Origin of the sequence: Achromobacter sp. Marseille-Q0513, from assembly GCF_018195695.1 — a bacterium.
Taxonomy (GTDB): Bacteria; Pseudomonadota; Gammaproteobacteria; order Burkholderiales; family Burkholderiaceae_B; genus Achromobacter.
In genome coordinates this window covers 1-13,064 of sequence record NZ_JAGTJY010000179.1, presented here as the reverse complement: position 1 = coordinate 13,064, position 13,064 = coordinate 1, and the positions used below count along the sequence as shown (strand labels likewise).

At 68.8% G+C, this 13,064-nt stretch carries 11 protein-coding genes and 1 pseudogene; 5 read left to right on the top strand and 7 right to left on the bottom strand.

All coding sequences use genetic code 11. The features are described from left to right. The 4 genes and pseudogenes from KDH83_RS25375 to rpsT all read left to right on the top strand — a co-directional run. A pseudogene (locus tag KDH83_RS25375) lies at window positions 1-217 on the top strand (3-hydroxyacyl-CoA dehydrogenase); the annotation flags it as partial. A 324-nt stretch (window positions 218-541) separates the two neighbouring features. After that, on the top strand, window positions 542-2,101 hold the full coding sequence (gene murJ, locus KDH83_RS25370; protein WP_212320781.1) for a murein biosynthesis integral membrane protein MurJ: 1,560 nt from the start codon (window positions 542-544) through the stop codon (window positions 2,099-2,101). Between the two features lie 194 nt (window positions 2,102-2,295). Then, window positions 2,296-3,261, top strand: coding sequence for a FecR domain-containing protein (locus KDH83_RS25365; protein WP_212320782.1), 966 nt, complete (start codon window positions 2,296-2,298; stop codon window positions 3,259-3,261). A gap of 301 nt (window positions 3,262-3,562) precedes the next feature. Beyond that, on the top strand, window positions 3,563-3,826 hold the full coding sequence (rpsT, locus tag KDH83_RS25360) for a 30S ribosomal protein S20 (RefSeq protein WP_212320780.1): 264 nt from the start codon (window positions 3,563-3,565) through the stop codon (window positions 3,824-3,826). An 86-nt stretch (window positions 3,827-3,912) separates the two neighbouring features. Here rpsT and KDH83_RS25355 read toward each other — a convergent pair whose 3' ends face one another. After that, window positions 3,913-4,845 (bottom strand): LysR family transcriptional regulator, encoded by a 933-nt coding sequence (locus KDH83_RS25355; protein ID WP_212320779.1) that lies wholly within the window; start codon window positions 4,843-4,845, stop codon window positions 3,913-3,915. Window positions 4,846-4,958: 113 nt separating this feature from the next. Here KDH83_RS25355 and lysA point away from each other — a divergent pair, with 113 nt between their 5' ends. After that, window positions 4,959-6,188, top strand: coding sequence for a diaminopimelate decarboxylase (lysA, locus tag KDH83_RS25350; protein WP_212320778.1), 1,230 nt, complete (start codon window positions 4,959-4,961; stop codon window positions 6,186-6,188). A gap of 54 nt (window positions 6,189-6,242) precedes the next feature. Here the strand turns inward: lysA and garL are convergent, their stop codons facing one another. The 6 genes from garL to KDH83_RS25320 all read right to left on the bottom strand — a co-directional run bounded on the left by garL (window position 6,243) and on the right by KDH83_RS25320 (window position 12,953). Then, entirely contained in the window at window positions 6,243-7,010 is a 768-nt protein-coding gene (gene garL, locus KDH83_RS25345) for a 2-dehydro-3-deoxyglucarate aldolase (protein ID WP_103275169.1), read from the bottom strand. A 101-nt stretch (window positions 7,011-7,111) separates the two neighbouring features. Beyond that, window positions 7,112-8,110, bottom strand: coding sequence for a tripartite tricarboxylate transporter substrate binding protein (locus KDH83_RS25340; RefSeq protein ID WP_212320777.1), 999 nt, complete (start codon window positions 8,108-8,110; stop codon window positions 7,112-7,114). Between the two features lie 124 nt (window positions 8,111-8,234). Next, window positions 8,235-9,989, bottom strand: coding sequence for an L-arabinonate dehydratase (gene araD, locus KDH83_RS25335; protein WP_212320776.1), 1,755 nt, complete (start codon window positions 9,987-9,989; stop codon window positions 8,235-8,237). 66 nt (window positions 9,990-10,055) lie between these two features. Further along, a complete protein-coding gene (locus KDH83_RS25330; protein WP_349291669.1) occupies window positions 10,056-10,823 on the bottom strand; it encodes a FadR/GntR family transcriptional regulator in 768 nt (255 codons plus the stop codon). A gap of 78 nt (window positions 10,824-10,901) precedes the next feature. After that, window positions 10,902-11,831: a dihydrodipicolinate synthase family protein gene (locus KDH83_RS25325; RefSeq protein ID WP_212320774.1), complete on the bottom strand. Its 930-nt coding sequence runs from the start codon at window positions 11,829-11,831 to the stop codon at window positions 10,902-10,904. A 165-nt stretch (window positions 11,832-11,996) separates the two neighbouring features. Then, the gene (locus KDH83_RS25320; protein WP_212320773.1) at window positions 11,997-12,953 is read right to left on the bottom strand and encodes a GlxA family transcriptional regulator; all 957 of its coding nucleotides are present in this window, start codon (window positions 12,951-12,953) and stop codon (window positions 11,997-11,999) included. Window positions 12,954-13,064 lie beyond the last annotated feature (111 nt).

The window sequence follows — 13,064 nt, the reverse complement described above, 5'->3', positions numbered from 1 at the left end:
CCGCTGCATGACCATCGCCCCCGGCATCTTCGGCACGCCCATGATCTTCGGCATGCCGCAGGAAGTACAGGACTCGCTGGCCGCCAGCATCCCCTTCCCTGCCCGCCTCGGCCGTCCGGAAGACTACGCCAAGCTGGTGCACAGCATCATCACGAACGACATGCTCAACGGCGAGACGATCCGCCTGGACGGCGCGATCCGGATGCCGCCTAAGTAGACCCACCCCGAGCGCTGCGCGCTCCCCCTCAAGGGGCGCCGCCACGGACCGGAGGATGAAACCCACCCCCGCAGCGCTGCGCGCTTCCCCCTCAAGGGCGCGCCGCCACGGACCGGCGAAGCCGGCTCCGTGCGGCCCCGATGGCGATGGGCGGATGTGCGTTGTGGGAAGGGTGTCAGCGCCTTGGATGGCATGATCCGTGTGCTGGAGTGTGTGTAGTGTGTGCGTTTGCGTTTGCGAGGCGGGTGACATCCCGCCGCGTTCCCGGTTGGGACACTGCCCGTTTTTTGCTTCGGGCAACCCCTGGATTTATGGATAACTGAAGTGAGTTTGTTCCGCTCCGCGGCCACCGTCAGCAGCTTCACGCTGCTGTCCCGCATTTCCGGCCTGGCCCGTGACGTCCTGGTGGCGCGCGCCTTTGGCGCGGGTCCCATTACCGATGCGTTCTGGGTCGCCTTCCGCATTCCGAACCTGCTGCGGCGGCTGTTCGCGGAAGGGGCTTTCGCGCAGGCTTTCGTGCCGATCCTGGGCGCGGCGCGCAACAACCGGTCCGATGACGAGGTGCGCACGCTGCTGGACCGCGTGGCGCTGTTGCTGACGCTGGCGCTGATGCTGGTCACGCTGGTCGGCATCGTCGCCGCGCCCTGGGTGGTTTCGGCCATGGCCAGCGGGCTGCGCGGCGCGGCGCGCGATGCGGAATTCGGCGCCGCGGTCTGGATGACGCGAGTGATGTTCCCCTACATCCTGTGCATGTCGCTGATCGCCTTCGCGTCCGGCGTGCTGAACACCTGGCGGCGCTTCGCCGTGCCGGCCTTCACGCCGGTGCTGCTGAACCTTTCCATGATCGCCGCCTGCCTGTGGCTGGCGCCGCGCATGGACGTGCCGGTGTATGGGCTGGCCATCGGCGTCATGGCCGGCGGCGTGGCACAGCTGGCCGTGCAATGGGTGGCGCTGGCGCGGCTGGGCCTGACGCCGCGCTTTTCGCTGCGGGTGCGCGAGGCCTGGGCCGACGCCACCGTGCAGCGCATCCTCAAGCAGATGGCGCCGGCCACGCTGGGCGTGTCCGTGGCCCAGATCTCGCTGCTGATCAACACCAACATCGCCACCTGGCTGACGCCCGGCAGCGTGACCTGGCTGTCCTTCGCCGACCGCCTGATGGAATTCCCCACCGCCCTGCTGGGCGTGGCGCTGGGCACGGTGCTGCTGCCCAGCCTGTCGGCCGCCAATGCGCGCGACGATCATGCCGGCTATAGCGCGCTGCTCGACTGGGGCCTGCGCCTGGTGCTGCTGCTGGGCCTGCCCGCCGCGGTGGGCATGGCGCTGCTGTCCGACGGGCTGGTCGCCACGCTGTTTCACTACGGCGCGTTCGCGGCGCAGGATGTGGCGCAGACGCGCCTGGCCGTGATGTCCTACTCGGCCGGCCTGATCGGCCTGCTGGCCGTGAAGATCCTGGCCCCGGGCTTCTACGCCAGGCAGGACATCCGCACCCCGGTCAAGATCGCCATCGGCGTGCTGATCGTGACCCAGTTGCTGAACCTGGCGCTGGTGCCGCTGCTGGCCCACGCCGGCCTGGCGCTGGCCATCGGCCTGGGCGCCTGCCTGAATGCGCTGGCCCTGCTCATCGGGTTGCTGCGGCGCGGCGTCTACCGTCCCGCGCCCGGCTGGACCCGATTCGCGCTGCGGCTGCTGCCGGCGCTGGCCGCGCTGGCCGGGCTGCTGGCCTACGCCGACGGCCGCATCGACTGGATCGCGCTGCAGGCCCATGCCGGCCTGCGGGCGGCCTGGCTGGGCGGCGTGCTGGCCGCCAGCGGCGCGATCTATTTCGGAATGTTGTTCCTGTTCGGGTTCCGTCCCCGAGACTTCGGACGGCGCTCCGCGCGTTAATTCCAGGCGTTTTCGCCACATCCTCGTAAAAAACCGGCTTATCCGCCGGCTTTTTTTCGTCCGATTCGTCAAGAATTGACAAGCTCGCCGTAATCTTTGGTAAAAAACCTTTATTATTTACAAATTGCCAATGAAAGGATCCCCACCTGGGAAAACGCGTGGGAGATGAAGTGAAGTACGCCCAAGGACTACCCGTGGCGGACCAGGTCATCAACTGGTTGCTGCTGCTGCGCTCGGGCCGAGCGACGCCGCAGGACTATAACGATTTCCTGGCGTGGCGTGCGGCCGACCCGCTCCATGAGAATGCCTGGCAGCAGCTGATAGGCACTCTGGAAGGGTCGACGTTCGGCCGGCTCGGCGACGCCTATCCGATAGGCTACGCCGCGGCCGCCCCTGCGTCGCAGCCCGCCGCCCCGCCTCCGCCCCTCGTTTCACCGTCGCGCCGCCGCTTCATGAGCGGCTCGGTGGCGCTCGTCGGTGCGGGCGCCTGCGCCGGCTATGTCGGCAATGCCTTCTACCCTTTGAACAACGTCGCCGCCGACGCCGCCACGGCCACCGGCGAACGCCGCCGCTACGTACTGTCGGACGGCAGCCAGCTGCTGCTGGACGCGCGCAGCCGGGTGAACCTGGACTTCACGCCCGCCTATCGCCAGGTGCGCCTGCTGGACGGCGCCGTCACCGTGTCCGTGGCGCCCGACGCGCGCCGCCCCTTCCTGGTCCAGACCGCCGAAGGCACCGTGCGCGCGCTCGGCACTCGTTACATGGTGCGTCAGCAGGCCCAGCGCACCGTGGTGGTGGTGCACGAACACGAAGTCGAGGTCGAGACCATGTCCGGCGCCCATGGCACCGTGCGGGCCGGCACCGGCGCGCGCTTCGACGCCTTGCGCATGGACACGCCGCGCGCCGAACTGATGGCCGAGGCCGCCTGGGAAGCCGGCTGGATCGATGTGCGCGGCCGGCCGCTGGCCGAGGTGATCGCGGCGCTGCGTCCCTACCGCAGCGGCTCGCTGCGCATCTCCATGGCCGCGGGCGGCCTGCCCGTCTCGGGACATTTCCCGCTGGACGACACCGACGCCGCCCTGCGCTCGCTGCAGGAAAGCATGCCCATCCACATCCGCCGCTACACCCCCTGGTACGTGTCGATCAACGTCGCGACCTGAACCGTCACCTTCTTGCAACGTGCCGTGTCCTGCGTGACCGTCTCGTTGTATACTCGCCACAGCGTTTTTACCCGCATTTTTACCCCAGCAGGCGCCACCCGGATTTCCCGGCAGCCGCGACAAGCGGCACGGCCGACCCGGACATCCCCGGAACTTTCCACAGGGATCGCGACCGGAACCGCCGCCCTGGCGCTCCCGCCCGACCGTCGGGCGTCATCGGTTTGACGGTACATTGAACTTGCAATCCCCCTGGGACTTGCTACAATGTCCGACTTTGCCGAATTCAACTTACTGATACACAATGGCCAACACCGCCCAAGCCCGCAAGCGCGCTCGCCAATCCGTTGAGCGCAACAAGCACAATTCCAGCCTGCGCTCGATGCTGCGCACCGCCATCAAGCGCGTTCGCCAATCCATCGCCGCCGGCGACAAAGCTGCGGCCGGTGAAGTGTTCCAGAAAGCCAGCAGCGTGATCGACCGCGTGGCTGACAAGAACATCATCCACAAGAACAAGGCCGCTCGCCACAAGAGCCGCCTGGCTTCCGCCATCAAGGCGCTGGCCTAAGCCATTCTGCCGCCCCGTTCCCCGGGGCGTCATGAATACGGCAAATAAAAAAGGATGCCCACGGGCATCCTTTTTTCATGGTGGCTTCAGATCGGACGGCCGCCGCGCCCTGCCCCGGCCCCCAGCCTGCCCGCCATCTCGCGAGCCTGCTCGCGCACCGCTGCGGCAAAGGCGTCGACCAGCGGGTTCTTCGGCCGATGTTCGGGATACACCGCATTCACCCGGAACGGGAACGAACGCGTCAGCGGCCGCACCTGCAAGCCATTGCCGATGAAGTCCAGCGCCGTCAGCGGATTGACGATGGCTACGCCCAGCCCCTGGCGCACGAAGGCGCAGACCGACACGGCCGACGGCGTCTCGACGATGGAGCGTGGCGCCACGCCCTCGGCCGCGAAAGCCTCGTCGATCTGCAGGCGATAGGGATCGCTGGCCGACAGGCTGACGAACGCCTGCCCCTCGAAATCGCGCAGCTCGATCGCATCGCGCGCCAGCAGCGGATGGCCCTCGGGCAGCGCGCAGACCTCGTCCACCTCGACCAACAGTTCCAATCGCGTGCCCGCCGGCTCGGCGTCGCTCTCGGTCAGCCCCAGATCGTAGCGCTGCGCGCTCAACCACTCTTCCAGGAAGGGCGATTCCTGCGTCTCCACCGACAGGCTGACGCCGGGATGGCCGGCATGGAAGCGGCGAAACGCGCCCGGCAGCACGGAATGGGAAAACGCCGGCAACGCGATCACCGCCAGCTGGCCGTCCGAATAGGCGCGCAGCCGCGCCGCGGCGGATGCCACCCGCTCCAGCCCCGCGTAGGACTGCCTGACCTCGTCGTACAGCGCCAGCGCCTGCATGGTGGGCCGCAGGCGGCCCCGGATGCGCTCGAACAGCGGGAAGCCTATGCTGTGCTCCATGCGGGCCAGTTCCCGGCTCACCGTGGGCTGCGACGTATGCAACAGCTCGGCCGCGCGGGTCACACTGCCGGCGATCATCAAGGCGCGGAAGACTTCGACGTGCCGGTGCGTCAGCATGGCAATTCCATATCAATAATGAATGGATCAGGAAATTCAAAGCATTTTACTGGATAGCCCGTCGCAGGCATCATGGCGCTCCAGTTTCACTACCGCATAACAAGGTCCGCCCCATGGCACTCGATCCGCGCCAACTCACCGAACTCGCCACGCAACACGGCACCCCGCTATGGGTCTATGACGCCGCCGTCATCCGCGAGCGCATCGCCCAGCTGCGCCGCTTCGACGTGATCCGCTATGCGCAGAAGGCCTGCTCGAACATCCATATCCTCAAGCTGATGCGCGCCGAGGGCGCCGTGGTCGACGCCGTGTCGCTGGGCGAGATCGAGCGCAGCCTGGCCGCGGGTTTCCGCCCCGAGGGCGAGCCGGCCGGCATCGTGTTCACCGCCGACCTGATCGACCACGCCACCATGGCCGCCGTGATCCAGCACGGCATCCCGGTCAACGCCGGCTCGCTGGACATGCTCGAACGCGTCGGCCAGCAGGCGCCCGGCCACCGCGTCTGGCTGCGCATCAACCCCGGCTTCGGCCATGGCCACAGCAACAAGACCAACACCGGCGGCCCGCAAAGCAAGCATGGCATCTGGATCGACGACGTGGCCCAGGCCATCGCCATCGTGCGCCGCCACGGCCTGAAACTGATGGGCATCCACATGCATATCGGCTCGGGCGTGGACTACGGCCACCTGTCCAGCGTCTGCGACGCCATGGTCGACGTGGTCCGCAACCTGGGCCACGACATCGAAGCCATCTCCGCCGGCGGCGGCCTGTCCATCCCGTACAAGGATGGCGAGGCGCGCATCGACTGCGACCATTACTTCGAACAGTGGGACGCCGCGCGCAAGCGCATCGAGCAGCACCTGGGCCATCCGGTCCGGCTGGAGATCGAGCCGGGCCGCTTCCTGGTGGCCGAGTCCGGCGCGCTGATCGCCGAGGTGCACGCGATCAACCGTCGCCCGGGCCGCGACTTCGTGCTGGTGGACGCCGGTTTCAGCGACCTGATGCGCCCGGCCATGTACGGCAGCTATCACCGTATCTCGGTGCACGCGCCCGACGGCTCGACGCCTCCGGGCGAACCGGCGCGCCTGTCCGTGGCCGGCCCGCTGTGCGAGTCGGGCGATGTGTTCACGCAGGACGCCGGCGGCGTGGTGACAGACAGGCTGCTGCCGCAGCCGCGCATCGGCGACTATCTGGTGCTGCATGAAGCCGGCGCCTACGGCTCGTCCATGTCCTCGAACTACAACACCCGGCCGCTGGCGCCGGAAGTGCTGCTGGACCAGGGCCAGGCGCGCCTGATCCGCCGCCGCCAGACCGTCGCCGACCTGCTGGCGCTGGAAAGCTGAGCCCTCGCGGCGCGGGCGGCATCGCGCCGCCGCGCCTGATCGCGGGCCCCAAGGCTAAGTCGGGAACGCCTCGCGCAGCCCGAACACCGCCTGCTTGAACACGCCCAGGTCCGTGCCCACCGCCACGAAGTGCATGCCCATGTCCAGGTAGCGCCTGGCGTCGGCATGCACCGGCGCCAGGATGCCCACCGCCTTGCCCTGCGCCGACACGCGCTGGTACAGGTGGCGGATCGCGTCCTGCACCTCGGGATGGCCGGGATTGCCGAGATGCCCCAGCGCGGCGGCTAGGTCCGACGGACCGATGAACACCCCGTCCACGCCCTCCACCGAAGCAATCTCGTCCACCGCCTCGATGCCCGGCCGGCTCTCGATCTGCAGCAGCACGCAGATGTTGTCGTTGATGGTCTGCAGGTAATTGGGCACCGTGCCGTAACGGTTGCTGCGCTGCGCGCCGGCCACGCCGCGCATGCCCTGCGGCGGATAGCGCGTGGCGGCCACGGCGCGGCGCGCGTCGGCCTCGGACTCGATGAACGGGATCAACAAGTTGTAGAAGCCGATGTCCAGCATCCGCTTGATCTCGACCGGATCATTCCACGACGGCCGCCCCACCGCCGCGCTGGCGCTGGATTGCAGCGCCTGCAGCTGCTGCAGGAACATAGGCACCTCGTTGGGCGAATGCTCGCCGTCGAGCAGCAGCCAGTCGAAATCGGCCAGCCCGGCCAGCTCGGCCGTGATGTGGCTGGACATGCACATCCAGAATCCGATGAGCCGCTCGCGCGCCAGGATGCGTTGGCGGAAACGGTTGGGCAAGGGTGAATCCATGATGGTCCTCTGTTGCTGCGGGATCCGCGCGGCGAACGCGAAGTCCGCCGCACGGCATGCCGGCGCGGCAAGCCGGCGGAAAACAATGCCGCAAGAATCAATCAATCCATGCGGGCGCCGGATGCCTTGGCGGCCTGGCCCCACTTGGCGATTTCACTGGTGACGAAGGTCGAAAAGGCCTGCGGGTCGCTGCCCACCACCACGAAGCCCACGCTCTCCAGCTTCTGCCGCATGTCGGCCGAGGCCATGGCCTTGGCCGTCGCCTGGCTCAGGCGCTGGATCACGGCGGGCGGCGTCCTGGCCGGCGCCGACAGGCCGAACCAGGATTCGGCCGCGAAGCCCGGATAGCCGGACTCTGCCACCGTGGGCGTGTCGGGATAGGCCGGATTGCGCTTGACGCTGGCCACCGCCAGCGCCCGCAGCTTGCCGGCCCGCACCTGCGGCAACAGGTTGTCCTGGTTGAGGAACAGCACCGTCACGCGGCCGCCCAGCAGGTCCGTGATGGCCGCCGCGCCGCCCTTGTACGGCACGTGCACCAAGTCGATCTTGGCCTGCTGCTTGAGCATTTCCATGGCCAGGTGGCCGGACGAGCCGCTGCCCGAGCTGGCGTGGGTGTACTTGCCCGGGCTCTCGCGCGCCAGCCGGATGAAGTCGGCGAAGGTCTTGCCCGGAAAGTCCGGCGCCGCCACCAGCACGTTGGGCCCGGTGGCCAGCAGCGAGACATGCGCGAAGTCGCTGTCGCGGTACGGCATGCTGGCGTAGAGCGCGTAGTTGATGGCGTTCGAGCCCACGCCCGACAGCAGCAGCGTGTAGCCATCCGGCTCGGCCTTGGCCACCGCGTCCGAGCCGATGTTGCCGTTGGCGCCGCCCTTGTTCTCGACGATGACGGTCTGGCCCAGGTCCTTGGCCAGTTCCACGGCCAGCAGCCTGCCCACCGCGTCAGTGCTGCCGCCGGGCGGGAACGGCACCACCAGTTTGACGGGCCGCGCCGGCCATTGCCCGGTCTGCGCGTACAGCGCGGCGGGCGTCGCCGCTGCCGCCGCCACGATCAGCGCGGCCAGTCCCAGTCGCCGGCGCGCCGGCATTGCGTTGCGTTCCATGTGTGTCTCCTCCTTGTGTGTTCTTCGCCGGGCCGTCTCGGCATGAGCGGCCCGGTCGGGGATGGCAGGCCCGCGCCGTCGAACGCGGCTTTTGGGGCATGCTCGTTGCGACCCGTCGCCCGGGTCAGTGGATCTCCGGTTCGCCCGCGGACTCCGCCCGCGCTGCCGTCTGCAGAAAATCGAAATCGCAGCCGGTGTCGGCCTGGCCGATGTGCTTGAGGTACAGCACGCCATAGCCGCGCTCGAAGCGCGGCGGCGGCGCCTGCCAGGCCGCCTTGCGCGCGGCCAGCTCGGCGTCCGGCACCAGCAGGTTCAGGCTGCGGCCCGGCACGTCCAACGCCACCAGGTCGCCGTCGCGCACCAGCGCCAGCGGACCGCCCACATAGGCTTCCGGCGCCACGTGCAGCACACAGGCGCCATAGCTGGTGCCGCTCATGCGCGCGTCCGAGATGCGCACCATGTCGCGCACGCCCTGCTTGAGCAGCTTCTGCGGGATCGGCAGCTGGCCCCATTCCGGCATGCCCGGCGCGCCCTGCGGCCCGGCGTTCTGCAGCACGATGACGCTGTCGGCGCTGACGTCCAGCGCCGGATCGTCGATGCGCGCGGCCATGTCGTTGTAGTCCTTGAAGACCACCGCCGGGCCGGTATGCACCTGCAGATGCGCCTCCATCGCCGGCGGCTTGATCACCGCGCCGTCCGGCGCCAGGTTGCCGCGCAGCACGGCCAGGCCGTCGCGCTCGACCAGCGCCTGTCCACGCGCGCGGATCACGTCATCGTTGAACACGCGCGCGCCGGCGATGTTCTCGCCCAGCGTGCGGCCGTCGACCGTGCGCTGCGTCAGGTCCAGCAGGTCGCCCAGCTGCACCAGCAGCGCGCGCAGGCCGCCCGCGTAGTAGAAGTCTTCCATCAGGTACTTGCCGGCGGGCCGCAGATTGGCCAGCACCGGCGTGGTGCGCGCCAGATGGTCGAAGCGGTCCAGGTCCAGGCCGAAGCCGCTGCGCCGCGCCATCGCGATCAGGTGCACCACCGAATTGGTCGAGCCGGACAGCGCCAGCACCGTGCGCACCGCGTTGTCGTAGGACGCGGCGGTCAGCAGGTCCGAGGGCTTGAGGTCTTCCCAGACCATCTCGACGATGCGCTTGCCCGACAGGCTCGCCATCTGCGCGTGGCGCGAGTCGGGCGCCGGAATCGAGGAGTAGCCCGACAGGCACATGCCCAGCGCCTCGACCGCGGCGGTCATGGTGGAGGCCGTGCCCATGGTCATGCAATGGCCGGGAGAACGGGCGATGCCGTCCTCCACGCCCTGCCAGTCTTCCTCGGTGATGTTGCCCGCGCGCAGCTCGGCCCAGTACTTCCAGGTGTCGGACCCGGAGCCCAGCGTGTTGCCGTTCCAGTTGCCGCGCAGCATCGGACCGGCCGGCACGAACAGCGTGGGCAGGTCCATCGACACCGCGCCCATCAGCAGGGCCGGCGTGGTCTTGTCGCAGCCGCCCATCAGCACGCAGCCGTCGGCCGGATAGGAGCGCAGCAGCTCCTCGGTCTCCATGGCCAGCAGGTTGCGGTACAGCATGGTGGTGGGCTTCTGGAACGGCTCGGACAGGCTCATGGCCGGCATTTCCACCGGAAAGCCGCCGGCCTGCCAGATGCCGCGCTTGACCTCTTCCACGCGCTGCTTGAAGTGGCTGTGACAGGGGTTGATGTCGCTCCAGGTATTGATGATGGCGATCACCGGCTTGCCCGCGTAGTCGGAGCGGTGATAGCCCATCTGGGCCGTGCGCGAACGGTGGCCGAACGCGCGCAGGTCCTTCACGCCATACCAGCGGTGGCTGCGCAGTTCCTCGGGAGTCTTGCGGGTCTTGGGTTTGGAAGAATCGCTCATTTGTCTGCTCTTGGTCCTCTGCGCTTGTTGTGCCGCGCTTGGGTGGTGAAAATCCTGATGCCGCGCTCAGTCGCGCTCGCGGTCCACCAGCCGGTGCCGCGCCCGGCCCAGGTGGAACTGCATGGCCACGCGCGCGTGCTCGCCATCCTGCGCGCGAATGGCCGCGAGTATGGTGGCGTGCTCGTCCAGCACGGTCTGGGCGCGCTGGCGCGAGCCGGTGCGCGTGAGGCTGAGCGCCAGGCGCATGAAGCCGCTGATGGAATCGTGAATGCTCTCCAGCACGCCCAGGTAGAAATCGTTGCCGCTGGCCTCGGCGATGCTGGCATGGAACGCCAGGTCGGCCTCGGCCGACATGCGCCCCTGCGCCAGCGATTCGGCGAAGGCCTCGTGCGCCTCCTCGATCTTGCGCAGCTGCTCGTCGGTACGGCGCAGGGCCGCCAGGCGCGCGGCATCGCCTTCCAGCGCCACCCGCACCTCCTGTGCGCGCAGATAGGCGCTGACGTGCTCGACCTCGCCGAAGGTCTTCAGCCGGGGCGCGGGCTGATGGCTGACGAAGGTGCCCAGGCCCTGATGCGCCGTGACCAGCCCATCGGCGCGCAGGCGCAGCAGCGCCTCGCGCACCACCGGCCGCGAGACGCCGTAGCGCTCGGAGATCTCGTTCTCGGAAGGCAGCTTGTCGCCGACGCTGAGATTGCCCGAGACGAGCTGTTCGAAGATCTGGCCGTAGAGCTGGTCCGCCAGCCGCACGCGATGGCGGCGCTCCAGCGGCTGCGCGGTTTCCGCGTCCGCGGGCGCTTGCGGCGCGCTTGGCGAGGGGGTCGGTTTTCGGGCCACGGAATCTCCTTCGGCATCGGGCGCAAAGACAGCGCACATCGTACCGTCAAATACGAGCCCGACGGACGATGCGCGGGCTCACGCGGCCACGGCTTCCCGGTCCCATTCGGCCAGCGCGCGCGCCACCGGCGCCACGCGTTCGCGTTCGGCGGCGGACAGTCCCGTGAGCAATGGCAGCATCGGCCCCATGTCGGCCACGCCGGCCAGCGTCACCGCGTCGTGCAGCACGCGGATGGGGCTGATGCCATCGCGGCAGTCCTCCAGCCCCAGGTAGCGCTGGCGCACGCCTTCGGCCTCGTCGTAGCGGCCCTCGGCCAGCAGCCGCAGCAGGCGCATGGAGCCCCGCGGCGCCACGCAGACCGAGCCGGACGTGAAGCTCGACAGGCCGAAATGCCGGTAATGCGCGATGGCCGGCCGCTCGCCGATGCCGCTGACGATCCAGCGCGCCTCGACCTCGTCCAGCAGCGCGCGCAGGTAGTCGTCGCGCAGCGGATCCTCGCGCACCACCGCGTACTTCAAGGCCACGATGCGGCCTTCCTCGATCAGCCGCGCGACCGTCGCCGGCGCCAGGTAGCCGGCCGACTTGATATAGACCACGGCCGGCTTGGCCAGCGCGTCGGTGAAGCGCCGCACGCCATCCGCCAGGCCCTCGTCCGTGTACGGGAAGGACATGGGCAGCAGCATGGCCGTCGGAAAGGCGCGCGTGCGCAGCACCAAGGCCTGGTCCATCATCTTGCCGTAGTCCGGCCCCGCCGACGGCAGGATCCAGGTGTCGGGGCCGGCCAGCGCGGCCAGCATGTCCACGATGCGCGCGTACTCGCCCAGCCCCACGTTGTAGAAGTTGGCATTGCCGCCGTACATGACGCTGCGCACGCCGCCGGCCTCCAGATGCGCCAGCAGCGCCCGGTTGGCGGCCTCGTTCAGCGTCAGGTCCGCGCGGCGCGCCAGCGGCGGCACCGCGATGACCGAGCGTTGCAGGTCCTGGTGGGTGACCGGGGAGGTTTTCATGGGCGGCTCCGGGCAGGCTGGACTTGTCGGATGATCAAGTCCGGCACAGCATACTTGATTGACAAGTTAAAGCTCAATACCCGTCTTTGTATTACAAGCTGTCCCGGCAGGATGCCGCGCCTTGCGCGCCGGCGTCGTGAACGGCAGGAACAAGGTACGCCTTGTTCAGCCTTGCCTGGCCATGCGCCGCAGCGCCTGCGGCGGCTGGCCATAGACACGCAGGAAAGTCCGCCGCATCCGTTCGCTGTCGGTAAAGCCCGCCCGCCGCGCCACGCTGTCGATACTGTCGGCGCCCGCCTCGAGGTGCGCGCGCGCCGCCTCCGCCCGAATGCGTTCGACCGCCTTGGCGGGCGTTTCGCCGGTCTCGGCCTTGAAGCTGCGCAGGAACTGGCGCGGGCTGACACAGGCCACCTCGGCCAGACGCTCGACGGTCAGCGCCGCGCCAAGATTCCCTCGGATGTGCTCCAGCACGGCGCGGATGCGTTCACTGTCGGGCGCCAGGTCCTGCAGCGCCGAGAACTGCGACTGGCCGCCCGAGCGGCGGTGATAGACCACCATCTCGCGCGCGGTGGCGCCCGCCACCTCCGCGCCCAGGTCGGACTCGACCATCGCCAGCGCGAGGTCTATGCCGGCGGTGATGCCGGCCGAGGTCCAGGTATCGCGATCGCACACGTGGATCCGATCGGCGTCGACGCGCACGTCCGGATGGTTGCGCGCGAGTTCGGCGGCATGACGCCAGTGGGTGGTGGCGCGCAGCCCGTCGAGCAGGCCCGCGGCTGCCAGCACGAACGCGCCCGTGCAGACGCTGGCCAGGCGCCGGCCGGCCTGGCGATGGGCGTGCAGATACCTGCGCATGGCCGGGGTGACGGCGGCCGCGCGCGCGCCCTCGCCGCCCGGCACCACCAGCGTGCCTGGCGGCGCGTCGCGCCAGGATCGAGTCAGGACTTCGACCCCGCAAGAACTACGCACCGGGCCGCCACGCTCCGACACGAGGTGAACCGCGTAGGCCGGACCGGCGGCGGTCTGAGCCTGCTTGCCGGCGGTCTGGAACACCGCGGCAGGGCCTGACATGTCCAGCAATTGGAAGTCCGGCACTAGCAGGAAGATGACGTCGTGTGGCATGGCGATTTTTGAGGGATTTATGTCATTTACGCCATAGTTTGCGCCGCTAAAGTGAGGCCTGTCAAACCCGTCAGCCCCACGCGGCCGCGCTTGCCGCGCGGCTCCCCATAC

Excerpts from the sequence above, each read along its gene's own strand:
- KDH83_RS25355 (WP_212320779.1), bottom strand. The coding sequence starts at position 4,845 with ATGCTGACGCACCGGCACGTCGAAGTCTTCCGCGCCTTGATGATCGCC.
- garL (WP_103275169.1), bottom strand. The coding sequence starts at position 7,010 with ATGGATTCACCCTTGCCCAACCGTTTCCGCCAACGCATCCTGGCGCGC.
- araD (WP_212320776.1), bottom strand. The coding sequence starts at position 9,989 with ATGAGCGATTCTTCCAAACCCAAGACCCGCAAGACTCCCGAGGAACTG.
- rpsT (WP_212320780.1), top strand. The coding sequence starts at position 3,563 with ATGGCCAACACCGCCCAAGCCCGCAAGCGCGCTCGCCAATCCGTTGAG.
- KDH83_RS25320 (WP_212320773.1), bottom strand. The coding sequence starts at position 12,953 with ATGCCACACGACGTCATCTTCCTGCTAGTGCCGGACTTCCAATTGCTG.
- KDH83_RS25325 (WP_212320774.1), bottom strand. The coding sequence starts at position 11,831 with ATGAAAACCTCCCCGGTCACCCACCAGGACCTGCAACGCTCGGTCATC.
- lysA (WP_212320778.1), top strand. The coding sequence starts at position 4,959 with ATGGCACTCGATCCGCGCCAACTCACCGAACTCGCCACGCAACACGGC.
- KDH83_RS25340 (WP_212320777.1), bottom strand. The coding sequence starts at position 8,110 with ATGGAACGCAACGCAATGCCGGCGCGCCGGCGACTGGGACTGGCCGCG.